The organism is Geofilum rubicundum JCM 15548, from assembly GCF_000974365.1.
Taxonomy (GTDB): Bacteria; Bacteroidota; Bacteroidia; order Bacteroidales; family Marinilabiliaceae; genus Geofilum; species Geofilum rubicundum.
Genome location: NZ_BAZW01000006.1, coordinates 135,695 through 154,560, shown reverse-complemented (window position 1 = coordinate 154,560; position 18,866 = coordinate 135,695). Strand labels below are relative to the sequence as shown.

General features: G+C 47.7%; 20 protein-coding genes and 1 pseudogene. 8 read left to right on the top strand and 13 right to left on the bottom strand.

The window, feature by feature from the left end; all coding sequences use genetic code 11:
- Window positions 1-12 precede the first annotated feature (12 nt).
- The 4 genes from JCM15548_RS05215 to JCM15548_RS05205 all read left to right on the top strand — a co-directional run bounded on the left by JCM15548_RS05215 (window position 13) and on the right by JCM15548_RS05205 (window position 3,596).
- Window positions 13-1,356 carry an ABC transporter permease gene (locus JCM15548_RS05215; RefSeq protein ID WP_062122931.1) on the top strand — a complete coding sequence of 448 codons (1,344 nt, stop codon included), beginning with the start codon at window positions 13-15 and terminating at the stop codon, window positions 1,354-1,356.
- 44 nt (window positions 1,357-1,400) lie between these two features.
- On the top strand, window positions 1,401-1,802 hold the full coding sequence (locus JCM15548_RS25090) for a Ppx/GppA phosphatase family protein (protein ID WP_262486899.1): 402 nt from the start codon (window positions 1,401-1,403) through the stop codon (window positions 1,800-1,802).
- A 2-nt stretch (window positions 1,803-1,804) separates the two neighbouring features.
- On the top strand, window positions 1,805-2,338 hold the full coding sequence (locus tag JCM15548_RS25085; protein WP_262486898.1) for a Ppx/GppA phosphatase family protein: 534 nt from the start codon (window positions 1,805-1,807) through the stop codon (window positions 2,336-2,338).
- A 94-nt stretch (window positions 2,339-2,432) separates the two neighbouring features.
- Complete coding sequence (locus JCM15548_RS05205; RefSeq protein WP_062122928.1) at window positions 2,433-3,596, top strand: sigma-54-dependent transcriptional regulator; 1,164 nt, start codon at window positions 2,433-2,435, stop codon at window positions 3,594-3,596.
- A gap of 181 nt (window positions 3,597-3,777) precedes the next feature.
- On the opposite strand, the gene JCM15548_RS05200 is transcribed toward JCM15548_RS05205, so the two are convergent.
- Together JCM15548_RS05200 and JCM15548_RS21540 are read right to left on the bottom strand one after the other, a co-directional pair.
- The gene (locus JCM15548_RS05200; protein WP_062122925.1) at window positions 3,778-4,176 is read right to left on the bottom strand and encodes a PD40 domain-containing protein; all 399 of its coding nucleotides are present in this window, start codon (window positions 4,174-4,176) and stop codon (window positions 3,778-3,780) included.
- The gene (locus tag JCM15548_RS21540) at window positions 4,149-4,610 is read right to left on the bottom strand and encodes a TolB-like translocation protein (RefSeq protein WP_062122921.1); all 462 of its coding nucleotides are present in this window, start codon (window positions 4,608-4,610) and stop codon (window positions 4,149-4,151) included. The genes JCM15548_RS05200 and JCM15548_RS21540 overlap by 28 nt, the downstream gene beginning before the upstream one ends.
- Before the next feature lie 104 nt (window positions 4,611-4,714).
- Between JCM15548_RS21540 and JCM15548_RS05190 the strand changes: the two genes are divergently transcribed.
- The 3 genes and pseudogenes from JCM15548_RS05190 (at window position 4,715) to JCM15548_RS05180 (ending at window position 7,845) form a co-directional block, all read left to right on the top strand.
- A complete protein-coding gene (locus JCM15548_RS05190; protein WP_062122918.1) occupies window positions 4,715-5,260 on the top strand; it encodes a hypothetical protein in 546 nt (181 codons plus the stop codon).
- 11 nt (window positions 5,261-5,271) lie between these two features.
- Window positions 5,272-6,465: a [FeFe] hydrogenase H-cluster maturation GTPase HydF gene (gene hydF / locus JCM15548_RS05185; protein ID WP_062122915.1), complete on the top strand. Its 1,194-nt coding sequence runs from the start codon at window positions 5,272-5,274 to the stop codon at window positions 6,463-6,465.
- Window positions 6,374-7,845 (top strand): annotated as a pseudogene (locus JCM15548_RS05180) (MFS transporter). The gene hydF and the pseudogene JCM15548_RS05180 overlap by 92 nt, the downstream one beginning before the upstream one ends.
- Here the strand turns inward: JCM15548_RS05180 and JCM15548_RS05175 are convergent.
- From JCM15548_RS05175 to JCM15548_RS05150, 6 genes are all read right to left on the bottom strand, one after another.
- Complete coding sequence (locus tag JCM15548_RS05175) at window positions 7,842-9,041, bottom strand: YeeE/YedE thiosulfate transporter family protein (protein ID WP_062122913.1); 1,200 nt, start codon at window positions 9,039-9,041, stop codon at window positions 7,842-7,844. The pseudogene JCM15548_RS05180 and the gene JCM15548_RS05175 overlap by 4 nt on opposite strands.
- Before the next feature lie 62 nt (window positions 9,042-9,103).
- Window positions 9,104-9,622 carry a YeeE/YedE family protein gene (locus JCM15548_RS05170; RefSeq protein WP_062122910.1) on the bottom strand — a complete coding sequence of 173 codons (519 nt, stop codon included), beginning with the start codon at window positions 9,620-9,622 and terminating at the stop codon, window positions 9,104-9,106.
- Window positions 9,612-10,265 carry a cytochrome b/b6 domain-containing protein gene (locus tag JCM15548_RS05165; RefSeq protein WP_062122907.1) on the bottom strand — a complete coding sequence of 218 codons (654 nt, stop codon included), beginning with the start codon at window positions 10,263-10,265 and terminating at the stop codon, window positions 9,612-9,614. Before JCM15548_RS05165 ends, JCM15548_RS05170 begins: the two co-directional genes overlap by 11 nt.
- Before the next feature lie 9 nt (window positions 10,266-10,274).
- Window positions 10,275-11,858, bottom strand: a complete 1,584-nt coding sequence (locus tag JCM15548_RS05160; protein WP_062122904.1) for a tetrathionate reductase family octaheme c-type cytochrome — start codon at window positions 11,856-11,858, stop codon at window positions 10,275-10,277.
- 218 nt (window positions 11,859-12,076) lie between these two features.
- The gene (locus JCM15548_RS05155; RefSeq protein WP_062122901.1) at window positions 12,077-12,478 is read right to left on the bottom strand and encodes a DUF6146 family protein; all 402 of its coding nucleotides are present in this window, start codon (window positions 12,476-12,478) and stop codon (window positions 12,077-12,079) included.
- A gap of 18 nt (window positions 12,479-12,496) precedes the next feature.
- Window positions 12,497-13,516, bottom strand: a complete 1,020-nt coding sequence (locus JCM15548_RS05150) for an acyloxyacyl hydrolase (protein ID WP_157482437.1) — start codon at window positions 13,514-13,516, stop codon at window positions 12,497-12,499.
- Between the two features lie 228 nt (window positions 13,517-13,744).
- Here JCM15548_RS05150 and lpxA point away from each other — a divergent pair, with 228 nt between their 5' ends.
- A complete protein-coding gene (lpxA, locus tag JCM15548_RS05145; protein ID WP_062123014.1) occupies window positions 13,745-14,560 on the top strand; it encodes an acyl-ACP--UDP-N-acetylglucosamine O-acyltransferase in 816 nt (271 codons plus the stop codon).
- A 269-nt stretch (window positions 14,561-14,829) separates the two neighbouring features.
- Here lpxA and JCM15548_RS25075 read toward each other — a convergent pair whose 3' ends face one another.
- The 5 genes from JCM15548_RS25075 to argH form a co-directional block, all read right to left on the bottom strand.
- The gene (locus JCM15548_RS25075) at window positions 14,830-15,150 is read right to left on the bottom strand and encodes a glutamine amidotransferase-related protein (RefSeq protein ID WP_262486895.1); all 321 of its coding nucleotides are present in this window, start codon (window positions 15,148-15,150) and stop codon (window positions 14,830-14,832) included.
- A complete protein-coding gene (locus JCM15548_RS05140; protein ID WP_262486894.1) occupies window positions 15,150-15,914 on the bottom strand; it encodes a carbamoyl phosphate synthase small subunit in 765 nt (254 codons plus the stop codon). Before JCM15548_RS05140 ends, JCM15548_RS25075 begins: the two co-directional genes overlap by 1 nt.
- A gap of 233 nt (window positions 15,915-16,147) precedes the next feature.
- Entirely contained in the window at window positions 16,148-17,494 is a 1,347-nt protein-coding gene (locus JCM15548_RS05135) for a citrate synthase (protein WP_062122895.1), read from the bottom strand.
- 13 nt (window positions 17,495-17,507) lie between these two features.
- The gene (locus JCM15548_RS23110; protein ID WP_227625498.1) at window positions 17,508-17,834 is read right to left on the bottom strand and encodes a hypothetical protein; all 327 of its coding nucleotides are present in this window, start codon (window positions 17,832-17,834) and stop codon (window positions 17,508-17,510) included.
- The gene (argH, locus tag JCM15548_RS05130) at window positions 17,831-18,838 is read right to left on the bottom strand and encodes an argininosuccinate lyase (RefSeq protein ID WP_227625497.1); all 1,008 of its coding nucleotides are present in this window, start codon (window positions 18,836-18,838) and stop codon (window positions 17,831-17,833) included. The genes JCM15548_RS23110 and argH overlap by 4 nt, the downstream gene beginning before the upstream one ends.
- Window positions 18,839-18,866: the final 28 nt, after the last annotated feature.

The window sequence follows — 18,866 nt, the reverse complement described above, 5'->3', positions numbered from 1 at the left end:
ATCCCCACGACCATGAGTAAAATATCCTTGATACTTCAGCGCGAATACCTCAGCAGAGTACGTAAAAAAAGTTTCATCATCATGACCCTGCTTGGTCCGGTATTATTTGCGGCCATGATGGTAGTGCCTACCTGGCTGTCATCCATGGAAGATTCCATTGAAAAGAAAGTGGCCATTGTGGACCACACGGGCTTGTATATCGACCAGATAAAAGACACCGACCTGCTTAAATTTGAATATCTGGAACCTGAATCAGAGGAAGACCTGCGCAACAACTTCTCCTCCACCCCCTATTACGCCTATCTGGTTATCAGTGAAGATTTGCTGGAAAATCCCGACGCCATACGTCTTTATTCCGACGGACAAATTACCATGGATGTGCGGGACCATATTACAGGCGGTTTGCGCGAATACCTGCGTTCACAAAAATTAAAAAGTTTTGAGCTCGAGGGTTTGGATGGCATCATCGCGGCCATCAATAAAGTGGGCATCCAATTAACGACCATCAAATTAGGGGAAGATGGCAGTGAAAAAGAAAGTTCTACAGAGATGGCCATGGTGGTTAGTCTCGTCTTTGCTTTTCTGACCTATATGTTTGTCTTCATTTACGGCACCCAGGTTTTACGTGGGGTGATGGAAGAGAAAACCAGCCGCATTGTGGAAGTCATCATTTCTTCGGTCAAGCCCTTTCAGTTAATGCTGGGCAAAATTATTGGTATTGCCATGGTGGCGCTGACCCAGGTGTTTTTATGGATACTATTAACGGTGCTCATTGTAACGGGTGCCAAAGCCCTCTTTTTCTCCGATACAGATATGCCTTCACGGATGGATGGCATTGAAATGGCGATGGAAGGAAGCAGCCAGCAGGCCCAGGCGGCGCAAGCCGATGGATTTAACTTCGACAAAGTTATGGACATGGTCAACAGCATGAATCCGGTGACCACCATCCTTCTTTTCATCCTCTACTTTTTGGGCGGCTATCTGATTTACGCCTCTCTTTTTGCCGCAGTGGGTGCGGCCATCGACAATGAAACCGATTCGCAGCAATTCATGTTTCCCATCACCATTCCCATCATCATTGCCCTGTATGTGGCCATGGCTGCTTTTCGCAATCCCCACAGCGATCTGGTTTTCTGGTTCTCGATGATCCCCTTCACCTCACCGGTTGTCATGATGGCCCGGATTCCGTTTGATGTACCCATATGGCAAATAGCCCTTTCCCTGACCTTGCTTATTGCCGGCTTTCTGTTTACCACCTGGTTTGCCGCCCGTATTTACCGCACCGGCATCCTGATGTATGGCAAAAAAGTCAATTACAAAGAATTGTGGAAGTGGTTCCGCTATTCAGATAAATAAAGGTAACTTTGATAACTTTGATTTTTCAACAAGCCGATTAAGAGATGGAAAAGACACGTGTAGCCATAATTGACTTAGGGACCAACACCTTCAATCTTCTGATTACGGAGGTCGAGGGTGATACGTATCGCATTTTAGTCGAATCGAAATACCCGGCACGTCTTGGAGAGGGAGGCATTCACAAGGCCACCATTACCAATGAGGCCATGAAGCGGGGCGTTGAGGCATTAACCACTCACCTGATTACCATTTCAGAATATCAGGTGGAAAGTATTTTTTGCTTTGCCACTTCCGCTATCAGAAGTGCCACCAATGGAGCCGATTTCGTGCGGAGGGTTAAGCAGGAACTGGGTCTGACCATCCGTGTTATTCCAGGCGATGAGGAAGCCCAAACGATTTTTGACGGCGTTAAGCAAGTGGTGCCGCTGGGCGACAACTATTCCTGATTATGGATATCGGCGGGGGTAGTGTGGAATTTATTATCGCCAATAAAAACGGCATAGCCTGGAAAGAAAGTTATAATCTCGGGGTGGCCCGACTCCTGGAACAGTTTCCGCCTTCGGATCCCATACAAGCGGGCGAAATAGAAATCATTGACCGGCATCTGGAATCAAAGCTTCAATCTCTGATTGCAGCAGTGGACCAGTTTCCCATCTGCAAACTGGTGGGCTCTTCCGGTTCTTTTGACACCCTGGCGGCCATTATCGCCAACAAGGAATACCCGCTCATCGAGTTATCCAAAATCACCTCCTTTAAGTTGGAAGCGGAGGCCCTGAATGAGGTTCACCAAAGGCTGATATCCGCCACCATTGAAGGGCGAAGAACCATACCCGGTATGGATCCCGACCGGGTTGAAAACATCGTTCCTGCCAGCATCATTGTTCAATGGGTGCTGAAAAGACTTCAACCCAATGAGGTTTGGCAGTGCGCGTTTGCCCTGAAAGAGGGAGCCATTCTTCAAATCATCAACAATGTTTTATAAAGGGTCTGTTGTCTGGTTGTGAACGATGGTCCTTTTTTTCTTTCATCGTTTTCTTCCGGCCATAATCAGGTTGCCTACAGATTAAAATTGCACTATGTCCAAAATACTGGTAATTGACGATCAAAAAAGTATCAGGAACACCCTCAAAGAAATCCTGGAGTACGAAAGCAATGTAGTGACCCTGGCCGAAAACGGACCTGAGGGACTGGAGCTGTTTGCCCGTGAAAAATTTGACATCATCCTGTGTGACATAAAAATGCCGGATATGGATGGCATTGAAGTGCTTCAGAAAATCATGGAGAAAAGCAATGACACGCCGGTCATCATGATATCAGGCCATGGCAACATTGACACGGCGGTGGATGCCATTAAAAAAGGGGCGTACGATTTTATAGAGAAACCACTGGATTTGAACCGCTTATTGGTCACCATCCGAAACGCGGTAGAGCGAAAAGATCTGGTCACGGAGACCAAATTTTTGCGGCGGAAAGTGAGCAAAACCTTTGATATGATTGGGGAGTCTCCGGCCATCAGGGCGGTCAAGGAGATGATAGAGAAGGTGGCGCCAACCGATGCGCGTGTGCTCATAACCGGTAGTAACGGAACGGGCAAAGAACTGGTGGCCCGTTGGCTGCATGAAAAAAGCAACCGGGCGGAGCAGCCCTTTATAGAAGTCAACTGCGCCGCCATACCCTCAGAACTTATTGAAAGCGAATTGTTTGGACATGAAAAAGGCGCTTTCACCTCGGCCATCAAACAACGCAAGGGGAAATTTGAACAAGCCCATGGCGGCACCATCTTTTTAGATGAAATTGGCGACATGAGTCTATCGGCACAGGCCAAAGTGCTGCGCGCCCTCCAGGAAAACATCGTTTCCCGGGTGGGAAGCGATAAGGACATAAAGGTCGATGTACGTGTTTTGGCGGCTACCAACAAAAACCTGCAGGAAGAAATCAAGGCCGGGCATTTTCGGGAAGATCTTTACCACCGTTTAAGCGTCATCCTGATTCATGTACCTTCGCTCAACGAGCGCAAGGAGGACATTCCTTTGTTGACCAGCCACTTCAGTCATCTGATCAGCGACGAATTGGGCATGCCCCGCCGCGAATTTGATGACTCGGCCATAGAAGCCCTGCAGGAAATATCCTGGACGGGTAACATCCGGGAGTTCCGAAATGTGATTGAACGACTCATTATTCTGTGCAACCACACCATTACTGCGAAAGAAGTGAAGGCGTATGCAGCACCGGTATGGTAAAGGGTGAAGACATAAATATTTATTGAACACCCGTCATTTTTGCGGCGCCTGAATGAACCAGATGTCGTTAAAGCCATTTCCGGGACCCAGTCCCACCCGCTTAAAATAGGAGTAAGTAGCTCCTTCAGCGGGTTTTGGTGATAAAATCCGGCGGTCACTGCTAAAAAAAAGAAATTTCCCGTCAGGTGTCAGTAAGATAATGGTCCGAGTCGGTTGAATTAACGGGACTTCCCAAATTTACCGCTTCGCTCCAGCTGCCATCCTCCTGCCAATAACTGATATACAAATCACTTTGTCCCCTGCCCCCGGGTCGCCGCGAGGCAAAAATCAGAAAACTTCCATCAGGGGCGATTAAAGGCGTATAATCGGCATAGGCACTATTGACGGTTGCGGGCAGTTTTTCAGCAAGGACATAGCCGGTTTCCGACTTTTCTGCTCTGTAAATATTGGCCTTCTGAAAATCGAAGGTCACCAACGACGACCCGTAGTCGGCATAAAAATAAAGGTCCCCCTTTTGGGTAACACTTGGAAAGCGTTCATGACGCAAAGAATTCATGGCCAGCAGGCTGGGATCCCCCATCCCCCGCCATCCCGCTTCACCTGCCAAATATTCCATACCCCTCCGGAATCATTTTCGCCAGCAGGTCGTTGAGAGGAAAAATACAACACTTCCCCACAGGGACTTAAAAATGGATCGGCATCCGGATAGCGCCCAGAAAATTCAACGACCTCGGGATAGCGCCAGATGCCACCCTCATACCGGGTATACAGAAGGGCTGAAAACTCATTTCTATGCGATACCGTATAATAGAACTCCTTATAATCCGGTGTAAACACCCCCGATAACTCATCCAATCCGGTAGAAATAAAGCCGGAGGCCATAATCTTAGCCGTCTCAGAGGCTTCATCCGGGAGGAAAAAGGCCGAAGGATTCGCATCATAACGCTGAGCACACAACGAGGTTCCAAACAACCCGCTGACCATAAAACCCACTACCCATAAAAATCGTCTCATACAAATTGTCTATTATTCGCTAATTATACCATAAAAACCACTAAAACCATTCTAACATTCCATATTTTTTTCTACTTTCACCCTGCAAACCATTAACTTATTCAATGGCGAACGAATTCAGGTTCAAATACAAGCTCTCCGAAACAGGAAAAGTTAAGGGGTACTTTGAATTAAATAACAAAAACCTACCCTTCGAAGTCACCAATGCCAGCAATCCCTTGGGGGATTTGCTTAAAGCCATGGTGTCGTTTGTGCAAGAGCCTGCCCACTTATGGGGCGAAATCAATGCCACCGCCGTAGAATGGTACGGCGATGATTGTATTTTTGTTCTGGAATTTTCTTCCGACGACGGTAAAACCCTTCAGCTTTCCATTACCCGAAACAGTGCTCCCTTTGGGGAGCAGGTCCCAGGCATGGCTATAACAGGTACCCTTGAATTGGAACAGTTTTATCTCACCATTATCAAGGAGCTGGATGGCATGATTAAATATCTGGGTTTGCTTAATTACGCACAAATGTGGCAAAATGATGAGTTTCCGCTCACTTATTTTCTGCTGCTAAAAAAATACCTCATTGAATGGAAGCGATGGACGCCATCGCTGGAAGAATCAGATGTACTGGAAAGTGAGTTTATGATGGTATTAAGCTAACTTCAGAAATTATGGCACGAGACAAGAAACCCCATATTGGCTTTTTTGGCAAACGAAATAACGGAAAAAGCACCCTCATCAACGCCATAACCGGGCAGGACATCGCCATTACCAGTCCGGTTGCCGGCACCACCACCGATCCGGTTAAAAAATCCATCGAAATAAAAGGGGTTGGACCCGCCATTCTTATTGACACGGCAGGCATTGATGATTCGGGTGAATTGGGTGAAAAACGCATTGCCAAAAGCCTGCGGGTGCTCGACCAGATTGATCTGGCCATCCTGATTATTATTAACAATTCTTTTGACCAGTGGGAACATCAGCTCATTGAACATTTCAGACAGAAGGACGTGCCTTTCATGGTCATCCATGGCAAAAGCGATCTGCAAACGGCCACAGAAAGCGTTAAGCAACAATACCAGTTGGCCGGCGCAAAGGCTTTTCTCGCATACAGAATGGGTGAACAGGTCGATGACATCACCCGGGCCATTCAGTCCGCCATACCGCCAACAGCCTATACAAACACCTCATTATTAGCCGGAATCATTGAACCCGGCGATCAGGTTTTACTCATTACACCTGTTGATACCGAAGCACCGGAGGGACGCATGATTTTACCTCAGGTACAGACCATTCGTGATGTGCTGGACAACCACGCCATAAACATTGTACTCAAGGAGAGTGAACTGGCCCTTTACCTGTCCACCACCAGCCAGCTCCCCAAAATAGCCATTACGGATAGTCAGATCTTTGAAAAGGCGAACCGGATGGTGCCCAAGGAGGTCATGCTGACAGGTTTCAGCATTCTTTTGGCCCGGCATAAAGGTAATTTTGAAGCTTACAGGGCAGGGACTCCCCGACTGGGGACTTTAAAAAAAGGTGACCGGATACTGATTCTGGAGTCGTGCACCCATCATTCTACCTGTGAAGACATCGGACGGGTTAAGCTCCCCCGATGGATTCAAAAATACATTCATGCACCTGTGGAGTGGGATGTGGTAGCGGGGCTTGATCATATTAGCCGACCCATCACGGACTATGCCCTGATTATCCAGTGTGGTGGATGCATGATCACCCGCAAGCAATTGCACAACCGACTCCAACCGGCCATTGATGCAGGCATTCCGGTTACCAACTATGGCATGGCCATTGCCTGGATGCACGGCATTTACGAGAGAGCCATGCAGCCTTTTGAAAAGCGATAGTATTATGAAATGGAACCGCCAACAAAAATCAATTCTAAGCACAGTCGTCCTTACCTCCTTCTTAAACCCCTTTCTCATCTCCTCGGTCAACATAGCGCTTCCGGCCATTGAGCAGGCTTTCAGCATGAATGCCGTATTACTCAGCTGGATCATCACCACCTATTTGCTCTCTTCGGCCATCCTGCTTTTACCAATGGGGCGTTGGGCGGACTTAACAGGTATCAAAAAAATATTTCGCATCGGTCTGTTCATCTTTTCCCTGACCACCCTCGCTTGCGGATTTGCCCCTTCCGGCTACTTCTTATTGCTTTTCGCCTGCTACAGGGGATTGGAGGGGCCATGACCATGACCACCGGACCGGCCATTCTGGTCTCTGAATTCTTACCAAAGGAACGCGGGAAAGTACTGGGAATAACAGTGGCCTCCGTTTATACGGGTTTGGCCGTGGGACCCTTTGCCGGGGGCATCCTGACGCAGCAATTGGGATGGCGCTCGATATTCATTGTTTCTGCTCTCTTTGGACTGGCCGCCTCAGTGGTCGCCTTTCTGTTTCTGGGAAAAGATACCCCAACCAACCAACCCCGGAAAATCAATCTGACCGGCTCCTTCGTTTATGCTTTGGCGTTGATGGCCATGGTTATTGGCTCGGCTCAAATACCCGACCAAAGTGGCTGGATGCTGTTGGGGACCGGCTTACTGTTACTCGCCCTTTTTATCCGGATAGAGAAGAAAGTCCGTTTTCCGGTCATCGATCTGTCACTTTTTGCCCGCAATAAATTGTTTGCCTTTTCCAATATAGCGGCCTTGATCAATTACAGCGCCACCTTTGCCATTGTATTTCTGCTGAGCCTCTACCTTCAGAAAATAAAAAGTCTAAGTCCACAAGAGGCCGGCACCATTCTATTGTTTCAACCCTTGATGATGGCCCTTTTGTCGCCCCTGACAGGAAAAATGTCGGACAAAATTCAACCCAGATTCATCGCAACTACCGGAATGGCACTGACTGCCATTGGCCTGTTGCTCTTTGCCTTTCTGCGTGAAAACACCCCGAACACCCCCATTATTCTGAATCTGATACTGGTAGGCACCGGATTCGCCCTCTTCTCCTCTCCCAATATGAACACCATCATGAGCAGCGTTGAAAAACACCAATACGGAATCGCCTCAGGCGTTTCCGCCACCATGCGGGTGGTGGGCCAAATGGTGAGCATGACCATTGTCACCCTGTTCTTTGCCCTCTACATTGGTCAGACCCAAATATCTCAGGTGGCCGACGATCTGTTTATGTCCAGTCTAAAATGGACTTTTGTCGCCTTTGCCGCCATCGCCTTCATCGGTATTGGATTTTCCTACTACCGCGGCAACATTCAGCGTCGTTAGCTGCATCCACCCTGAACCACACGCACTTTTTTCTGAATGGGCTGAGACATGGCAGAAACAGCCGCCTGAATTTCCTCCATTTTACGGGCAGCCTCCTCCCGAAAAGTCCGTACCGTCAATTGATGCCTGGTAGGCGCTTCCGGCATTTCATCCGGAAAGAAAAACAAGTCCTGAAAAGTTTCTGCCGTTTCCTGCAAGGCCAAACCACTGTCATCTCCATGAAAGCGGGCCAACAGACAAGCCCGTTTGGCATCTTCAAAATCGCTGGCGTAAAACACATTGGTCTTCACCCGCTGACGGAACAAAGGCCGATACGCCAGTTCGGCCAGATTGTCCAAAGGAATATTAATGGCGGTGGCAATATGGAAAGAGTCATATTCCGCTTTGGTGCGTACATCAATGATGTTGTATTCAAAATAGCTGTTGATCAATTCATAGGCCAGCTTATCGGCATCAATAATGCTGGGCTGACACTCGCCGGAGGCCGCCCGCTCCTCCAATTGAGCCATGACATATTCATCTCTGGAAGGGGTGATCATCACCATCAGAACCACTGCCAAAGGAATGGCTATATAACCGGCCAGTTTGGACCTGCTGACTTTGGCCCATTCATTTTTTTCACCGGTGACTTTACTCTGGATCCAGGAGGTAGCCAAAAAGGCCGTTATGGCAATAATGGTCAATACCAGGGCCCACATATTACGGGACATTCCCAGGGATTCAAAAATAAGAACGGCGCCCTGATTGTCGGCCAAATAAAAAGCTTCCAGCCAGGGAAAAGCTTCCATAAATGCAAAGACGCCGATGGCTGAACCAAAAAGAAAGGCCATGGCATCCACCTTACCAATGGCGGCCGCACAGACGCTGGTTCCGGGACAAAAGCCACCGATAATAAAGCCGGCCCCCATGATGAGTCCACCCACAATGGCCGAACGCACAAAAAACGGATTCACAAAGATGTACTCTAAATTGAGTAAGCCTAAATGGCCCAATAACAATATCCCAATCATGGCCGTAGCCCCTGCAGTGAAGAACACCTTCAACACGGTAAAATCATAACCATAAAACAAGCCCACCAATTTACGGGTACTTGAAAATCCGGCCTGCTCCAGGGCAAAACCAAAGCCAATGCCCATGATCAAGGCAATGATAAAATTGAATTCGTTGCTGATAATATCCGGCACTAAAGGTCCCATAATCCATTATTTAAACAATCATTAAGAAATCATCTAATTCTTCAGTCTTTCATACGATCCTTTTACCGTAACCAGAGGCGGCGAAAGAACCACGCCAAGGCATAGGCCCCACCGAATATGGCCATCATCGTAACAATGCCCCCCAGCGACATGACCGACATGCCGCTCAGTGCAGACCCACTGGTGCATCCACGGCCCAGCTGACTGCCAAAACCAAATAAGGCGCCACCCAAAACAGCCGTAAGAATGCGTGTTTTGTTGGTCACCGAAGGTCCCTTTTCCAGTTTAAGGCCAATGCGATCTGACAAGATGCCGGAAATAAAGGCACCAATGAGGACGCCGAGGACCTCAAACACGAGCCAGGACTTCATGGTACCGCCGGGGTGCTCGGCAGCATAATCCTGATAGATGGCGGCCGATTCATAATGGTCGGGCGCCGCCGCTTTTACACCAGTCGCCACCACACTTTTAACAGCACCACTGGCTCCGAGTCCGCGACCGGTTATATAAACAGTTGCTAACAGCACCAGGCCCAGCAGGATGCCGGCCAGGTAGGGATTCATGTATTGATTAGGCTTCATGTGGATCTTCTTTTTTAATAACAGAATGAGACGCTTCGGTATCTTCCAGCTCTTCGTAGCCCGTAAGCATGGCCTTAATATTGGTTAATGGCGTAGAGCCGGTAGTGGTCATATAAACATGAATAATAACAAACATCAACAGCAGATAAGCACCAAAAGTATGCAGCCAGGCGATCCATTCCAAAGGAATTTCACTGACCACCACCATATCATTGGCATCAATGGTCCGGTAAAACATATAGACCATCCCTGTTACCACAATCAAAGGTGCCATCACCAGTTTAAATCCCAAATAGGTCACTGCTTGCAAGGGATTCAGTTTGTTACGCGCCGTTTTGTGCGTAGGGTGAGGCTCACCCTTGAACATCCCAAACGTATAATAATGTATTTGGGCCGATAACTTAGAGAAAGAAGGGATGTACTGTCGCCACTCGCCGGTGGTAATATGCCAAAACACAGAGAAAACGATCAGCCCCAAAAGCATCCAGGCAGCTATCCGGTGGTAGACCACCGCGTTTTCGTAGCCGAACAAATGAATGGAATCATGCACCTCAAATCCGGTCATGGCCAGAAACAGGATCAAAATGGCCTGGGTCCAGTGCCAGAAACGCTCAAACTGTTTATAAATATACACCTTTTGCATAGCCGTCAATTAATAATTTATATCCTGAGATTCTATTTCTTTATGGCGAATGGCCATTATAAAACGCGCCATGGCGTGTATAACAACCCCGAGCAAAGCACCAAAAATCATTAATTTTCCAAGTATATCAATACCTGCGTGCCGGTCACGTCCCGGCAAATAAAAATCATTTAAACCGGCCAGCCGGCCATTATCTCTTGTGTGGCAGTCGGCACAGGAAAGGGATTCATCTTTGGTAGATACCATGTGATTAACCGGCCAGTACATTTCGGTAGGGATAAACGCGTATTCGCCACTGTAGGGCAGGCCGACTTCCTGCATGCCGGCGGTCGCCGCCTCGTGCCAGTCCAAATCCTGCCAAAAAGCACTGTCGCCTTTGGCATCGCTCCAAAGTTTGGGCTGTATGAGCATTTTGGTATTGGGGTCATAAATCTGATCACCCCGGTGGACTTTCACCGGATAGATTTTCGATTCCCGATCGGTAGCTGAACCTAATAATCTGTTCACCTGCAAAGGAATGGTATCCACCTCATCGCCCAGAACATAATGCGTGGCATGTCCGTTGAACCAGACATACTCGGGCTCCACATTGGTGGCCCACTCAAAAGACCCCTTTATGGAAAGATAAACCTCCCGCCCCATGGAGTCCATTATAGCGTAAGGCTCTCCGTCTTTCAGATGTCCGGCCTCTGACCACCGCCAGGCCATTTTGGTGGCATTCACTTTGGCATATTCCGGAATGTGGCAGGTTTGGCAAGCCACTTTCCCCGTATGCACATCCAGCATACGATCGTTGTGTGGTGTTGAGCTGTGGCAATCATCGCAGGAGAGCCGACTTACATGGGTGGAAGACACAGAGTAAAGGGTGCCCTTCATTTTATGGTTCTCCGCCTCATGGCAATCCACACAGGTCATATTGATGCCATTGGCCGCCATGTGCACATCCACCGACCGGTCGGCCTCCAACAAAGCCATTTCCAGATCGCCATGTTTGACATTGTTGCCACCCCCGCCGGAAAAGTGACAGGCGCCACAGTTGATATTGCCCGGGCGACCCACACTTTGGGCCACTTGTGAGAGGTTGACCGACCGGTCGGGGTACCCGGCCGCTGAAGTTCCTTTTATATAAGCCTCGCTGTGATCGTGACAGACCATACAGTCCACGTTACGGGCGTTATTAAAATCAAACAAATCGTTAGACATCCCAAATCCAATGTGACATTTGGAACAGGACTGCTGATTGGAACTGGTACCAATACAAAAGTTATTGATGACATTTTGTTTTCCCATTCGCTCGATACCGCGCCCTTCCACGTAGGATATCCGTTCCCAGTTCCAGTGACTGGAAGCCATCACCTCCTTGTGCCGCTCATTGTGACAATCGATACAAGCCTCGGTCACATCCTGAGGGGTGGCAAAATCTTTCTGCAACTGCTCAAATTGGGTATGATCCACAGAAGCGACCGGCTTCACAGAAAATTGCTGCTGCAGTTGCAAATGATTCAGATTGGGTAATTCCGGACGATGAAACAAGTGCACTGCCATTATTAACAGTACGATCATCAACGCCACGGGTAAAATAACCTTCTTCATAATACGACCATTTTATATACAATCGTTCGTTAATCTTTTTCAAAGAGAGACTCTTACACAGCTCAAATGCGGAATTTTGAATAGTAACATACACTTTTAAACATATCCAAAAATCAGAATATAAAAATAGGCAACTAATTAGATATTCTATCCATCAAATGACATTCAGCCATAATTTGTATCCGGTCTTAATTAAGATAAAAGAGGCCCTCGGCGCATTATCGCCTCCGGATCAACTCAATGCCATATTCCTGCTCGATGAATTGAAAATAGTAGTACAATTGATAATTCAGTTCCAGGCCGTAATCCGTGTGCGGGTCGTACTGAATTTCAGTCTGATAAAAATCACCGTATCTCAAGGGATGGCGGTGCCGGCTGTTCCATTCCAATACATATCGGTGATTCCAGCCTTCGTAATAGCTCTGGGAATAATGTTCAGCGGGTGGCTGAGTGGCGAGAAAAGAAGTAAATCCCGGATCCAGCACCACCAATTCATATTCGAGGCTGTCATCAGCAACCAACTCAAGGCCTTGCTCAGGGGCGTCTGCCACCGATTGACGGGAGACCCCACAGGCAGTCACCATCCCTAAAGCCATCAAAACAATCAGAATATGTTTCATTTGTCAATATTTAAATAATTATTGGGAAAATCGGTAGCCCAATCTAAAGTCAAGGTTGGAAGCCGTCTGACCGTGGGCTTTCAGCGACACTCCAATGTCCCATCCGTAGATCAGACTAAACATCAACACGTAGCGTTGATAGAAATGGTGCTTCTCAAAAACGCCATCGGGCCTGGTCAGGTACCAGGCCATTCGCTGGCTAAACACAAAGCGGCCCGGCAAAAAACTGTGGGCCAAAAAAGGAGCTGTGATGGGATGATGATGGCCCCCTTCGGAATAGTCCCATTCCATTTCAGCCCCTGCGGCCAGTCCGTTGATGGGGTTAAGCGCTTTGGTCACCTGGCCGGCCAGCGAAATAGAGAGCTCCCGTCGGTCACCATTCCCTGTTTTGCGTGTTGTAACACCACTTTCTAAGCCCCAAAACCAATTCACCCCCTTTTCTTGGGCCACATATTCAGGCCAATCTTCCTGATTCAAAAAATAATGCAGCCCCAGACCCAACTGCGGAAAATTCATGCCCCTGTTCGGTTGTTTCTGTCCCCCATTCGAAATATGATTATAATTGACCGACAAGCGCATCCCCCAATCATCCGACCATTGATATTCCAAGGCAGGCGCAATAAAGAGCAAAAAGCTCAGATGCGAGCTAAAAAATTGATTCAATGGATTATTGTCCGGATGATGGATGCGATTTAAATAAACCATACCCAGACCGGATGACAGATTAAGAGACCAGCGCTTACTTCGCCACAATACAGGTTCAAAAGAACCGGAAAAAGAATAGGCCTGCCCCAAAACGTTATCATCACCAAAATCGAGATAGGACAAATGCAAACCGAGGTAATGAAAACAGTTGCAGGCTTCCCAGTGCCGCTTTGAAGTGCCCATTATTTGCCACGACAGCGACCAACTGGAAGGATAACTGCTGGCTACCTGCTTTAAATCGGCAGCGTGTGGTATAATAAACCCATATTGCCACTCACTTCGAAACCGGGTGTTTGTCTGTCCTTTACTCTCCGTCCCATATAAAATTGTCAAAAAAAACAGCCAGCATCTTCATCCTATGACGCATTGATTCAGTGGAACTTAAAAACATCAACAGGTTATAAGTTAATAAAAAAGAAATAAAAACACAATACCCCGTACGTGTGTGCACCTGAATAATTGTCATATACCCAGTAACAATTAAACAAGCTAAACTCTGGCCGGTTTGGGCATGCTATGCCTGAAACCCGGCTTTTTGTTGTATAAATATAAAACATGGGAATGGAGCAATTGATTTCACCGCGTGCGGAGATACATCCTGAAGCCATTTTGGGAAAAAATGTGACAGTAGAAGCCTTTGCAAAAATTGACAAAGATGTAATTATAGGCGACGACACGTGGATTGGGGCCAATGCGACCATCTACCCGGGAGCAAGAATTGGCAAAGCCTGCCAGATTTTTCCCGGTGCAGTGATCGCCGCCGTTCCTCAGGATTTAAAATTCCGGGGCGAATACAGCACCGTTGAAATAGGCAACAACACAACCATCCGGGAGTATGTCACCATTAACCGGGGAACAGCCTCCAAAGGTTTTACTAAAGTGGGCAACGACACCCTGCTGATGGCCTATACGCATTTGGGCCATGATACAGAAGTAGGCAACCATTGTGTGATCGCCAACAGCGTGCAAATTGCAGGTGAAGTAATTGTGGATGATTGGGCCGTGATTGGCGGATCAAGCGCCATTCACCAATTTGTCAGAATAGGCACCCATGCGATGGTTTCCGGTATGGCGGGAGTATTGACGGATGTGGCACCCTTTACCAAAGTATTCGGATTACCGGCCGCCTATATGGGGATTAACTACACCGGTCTTAAACGCCGGGGCTATAGCAAGGAACAAATTGAAGCCATTCATGATACCTACCGGGTATTTTATCAGCGGGGCATGAATGCCTCTCAGGCCACCGAATACATGGAGACCTATTTGAATGCCTCACCAGAGCGGGACGCCATCATTCACTTCATCCGGAGTTCAAAAAGAGGCGTCATCAAAAACAGCTTTAAGAAAGCCTCCGTTACGGAAGAAAGCCTTTAAGGCAAAATACCCCTATAAAAACAACCCCCCAAAAGCATGAGCTTTTGGGGGTTGTTTTTATAATAACTTCTATTACTTAGGTCCTTCCTTCCACCTCAAGTCATTTTCGTTTAAAAAATCAAATGGATTGTCGTAAAAAAATCCTGGTTGTCTGAGCGAAGCGAGTTCCAGGATTTTAGACAATAAAGTTGATTTTTAGAAAATTACTTGCAGTGGCGGCCTTTTTTGTTTCCTTTTTGGGGCTGCAGCCAAAAAGGAAAAAGAGCCCTCTACTTGGCTTTATAAGCCTCAATCATCCCTATAAAATCATCAAACAAAAACTCCGTATCCGTTGGACCACTGGAAGCTTCCGGGTGGAACTGGGTGGAAAAAAACGGTTTGCTTTTATGACGTATGCCCTCATTGGTATCGTCATTGATGTTGACAAACAAGGGTTCCCAATCCTGAGCCAGGGATTCGGTGTCGAGCACAAAACCGTGGTTCTGACTGGTGATATAGCAGGTATCCGTTCCTATCCGGCGCACCGGATGGTTGTGGGCCCGGTGTCCGTACTTTAATTTATGCGTTGATCCGCCAGCCGCAATGCCCATTAACTGGTTGCCCAGACAAATACCAAAGATCGCTTGTCGCCCTTTAAAGCCTTTTGAATATTATTGATGGTGGCCTCATACATCTCCGGGTTACCGGGGCCATTGGACAACATAACGCCATCGTATTCTTCCTGGCTAAAGTCGTAATCCCAGGGCACGCGGACCACAGTTGTGTCCCGCTTCAAGAGACAGCGCAAAATATTGTATTTGGCGCCGGTATCCACCAGGACTACTTTGTGCCGGCCATTGCCATAGACCTCTTTCTCTGTCGTGCAAACCAAAGCCGCCAAATTATCATGATCGGGATTATAAAAGGGCACATCCTGATCGTCTGCCACAATCTTGCCCAACAAGGGACCTTTATCGCGCAACAATTTGGTAAGTTCGCGGGTATCCACATCAAAAATTCCCGGCACCTCATTTTCCTTTAACCAGCCACTTAAACTATTTTCAGCATTCCAATGGCTAAACTCAAAGGAGTAATCAGAAACAATCAACCCGGAAACATGGATACGGTCTGACTCATAAAATTTCGGGATGCCATTTTCCTTTTCTTTGGAAGGCACCCCGTAGTTTCCGATGAGCGGATAAGTAGAGACCAAAATCTGCCCCTTGTAGGACGGGTCCGTTAGACTCTCCGGATAGCCGGTCATGGCCGTATTAAAAACCACTTCTCCGGCTACCGACTTATGGCATCCAAATGATTTTCCTGTGAAGACAGTACCATCTTCAAGTATTAGTTTAATTTCTTTCGCTTCAGGCATACAACTATTTTTTTTCCATCGCAAAGTTACAAATATTGCGCGATTATTATATACAACAAACCCTAATTTGTATAATTATTCTTAAACAAAACTTTTAATCCATTCTTTCAGTATATTTATACGACCCGGGATGGGCGAGCACGGATGACCTGACACATGGGCCTAAAAAAACCCGTCCAACAATTTCTGGTATCCCAGAAATTGTATTCAACGGGCTTAAATATCCTTTGACCTTAGCGCTCACTGATGGGCATATAGTCGCGTTGATCCACCACGCTCTTATAGGCGGGACGGATGATGCGGGCGCTGGAAGAGGTCACTTCCTCAATGCGGTGAGCCGCCCAGCCGGCCACACGGGCAATGGCAAAAATAGGCGTAAAGAGCTCTTCAGGAATGCCGAGGCACTGGTAGATAAATCCTGAATAAAAATCCACATTAGCAGCAATGGTCTTGGTATTGCTGCCTTTAAAACGGTAAAAAGCCTTTGGCGCCAATTTCTCTATCGACTCATACAGGTTGTATTCGTCTTCCCGTCCGGCCTGACGCGCCAGCTCACGTGCCTTTTCCTTTAGCAGAACACAACGCGGATCTGAGAGGGTGTAGATGGCGTGACCAATGCCATAAATTTTTCCTGTTCCATCAAAGGCCTTCTTATTGAGCATCTTGGTCAGATATTCATCCACCTCGTTCTCATCATCCCAATTCTTCACATGGGCCTTGACATTGTCCATCATGCGAATCACCTTGATATTAGCACCGCCATGCAAGCCACCCTTTAAGGAGCCCAGTGCGGCAGAAATGGCGGAATAGGTATCGGTCTGTGAAGAACTGACCACCCTGGTAGTGAAAGAAGAGTTATTACCCCCGCCATGTTCGGCATGCAGCACCAGCGCCAAATCCAGCAAATCGGCTTCCAACCGGGTGTAATTACCACTCCCTTTTAGCATGTAGAGGAAATTCTCGGCCAGACTTAAGCCGGGCTTTGGGTGACGAATGATCAGGGACTTCCGCTGAAAGGAATGGCGCATGCCAAAATAGGCATAGGCCACAATCACCGGGAAACGGGCAATCAGGCTGATGGATTGCTTAATCAGATTTTCAGGGGAATAGTTCTCTGCCTCCTCGTCTTCGGTATACAAGCCCAAAACAGTCCGCGCCAGCATATTCATCACACACTTGCCACGGAGGGACAAAATCAGATTTTTGGACACGGAAAAAGGCAGTTCCTGTTCTGCCCGGATCATTTCACAAAACTCCTTCAACTCCTCTTTATTGGGCAGCTTGCCCGACAATAACAGAAACGCCGTCTCCTCAAATCCATGCCGCCCGTCCGCTTGAAAACCACGGGCCAGACTGGAAATTTCGTATCCGCGGTAGTACAGCTCACCCTGCCGGGGAATAGAAACACCGTTTTCATCCTTGGTATAACCCACCACGTTACCAATGTTGGTCAGGCCCACCAGAACGCCAGAAAAATCAGCGTTACGTAGTCCACGTTTTACATTGTATTGATTGTACAGTTCCTTGTCAATATCACATGACTGAACGGAGGCTTTGGCTAATTTATCTAGTAATGCCATTATTCATAAAGTTTTAAGTTAGTAAGTTTTGGATCGCTGTCTGCATCTTATCGAAAGCAAACTGCTCCATGATGCGCTGCATCTTATGATCGATTTCCTGGTTACACAAATTACCCAGACTTCCCTCGTGGGTATGATGAATGGCGGCAGGAACCTCAAAATTTCCCTTTTCAATTTCCTGGCCCACCTGCTTATATGCCTCCCTGAAAGGAACGCCGGCCAGCACCCGGCTATTGACTTCCTCCACACTAAAAGCCAATTGATACAAAGGATTTTTCATCAAATCCTTCTTCACCGTCATGTTTTCAATGGCAAAGGTGGTCAGTTCCAAACAACTCATGAGTTCATCAAAAGCCGGAATAAAAACCTCCTTGGTGATTTGCAATCCCGGAAATAGCCCGATGGCAAATTAGAGGTGATCATCATGATTTGCTGGGGCAAAGCCTGTAATTTATTGCACTTGGCCCGGATCAACTCAAAAACGTCGGGATTTTTCTTGTGGGGCATGATGCTCGATCCGGTAGTGAGTTCATCGGGGAGACTGATAAAGCTGAAATTCTGACTCATATAGAGGCAGGCATCCATCGCCAACTTGCTCACTGTAGCCGCTACCGATGCCATGCCCATGGCCACGCTGCGCTCCATTTTTCCGCGCCCCATCTGGGCATAAACCACGTTATAGCTCATATCCTCGAAACCGAGCAATTCAGTCGTCAATTGCCGGTCGAGCGGAAAAGAGCTGCCATATCCGGCCGCAGCACCCAAGGGATTTTGGTTAACGATGCGATAGGCCGCCAGTAATAAATGCATGTCATCCACCAGACTTTCGGCATAGGCCCCAAACCACAATCCGAAGGAAGATGGCATGGCCACCTGCAGGTGGGTATATCCCGGCATCAGGTCGTCTTTGTGCGCTTCACTTCTTTTCTGCAAAGCAGAAAAGAGCTCGGCCACCGCCCCGGTTACCTGCTGAATCCGGTGCCGTGCATACAATTTGAGATCCAATAACACCTGGTCGTTTCTGGAGCGACCACTGTGCACCTTCTTCCCGATATCCCCAAGCGACGCTGTAAGCAGCATTTCTACCTGTGAATGAACATCTTCCACGCCCTCTTCAATAACAAAGCCTTCGTTTCGGGTACGCTGGTAGAGCTGCTTCAATACAGGTAAGAGTTGCTCCAACTCTTCTGAGGTGAGCAAACCGACCTTTTGCAACATCGTAATGTGCGCCATGGTACCCAGTATGTCGAAAGGTGCCAGTTCCACATCCAATTCTCTGTCGCGACCAATGGTAAAATCTTCTATCTTTTTATTGACCGCCGTTCCTTTATCCCAAAGCTTCATTCTATTATTTTTTAGGCCCCTGACAGGC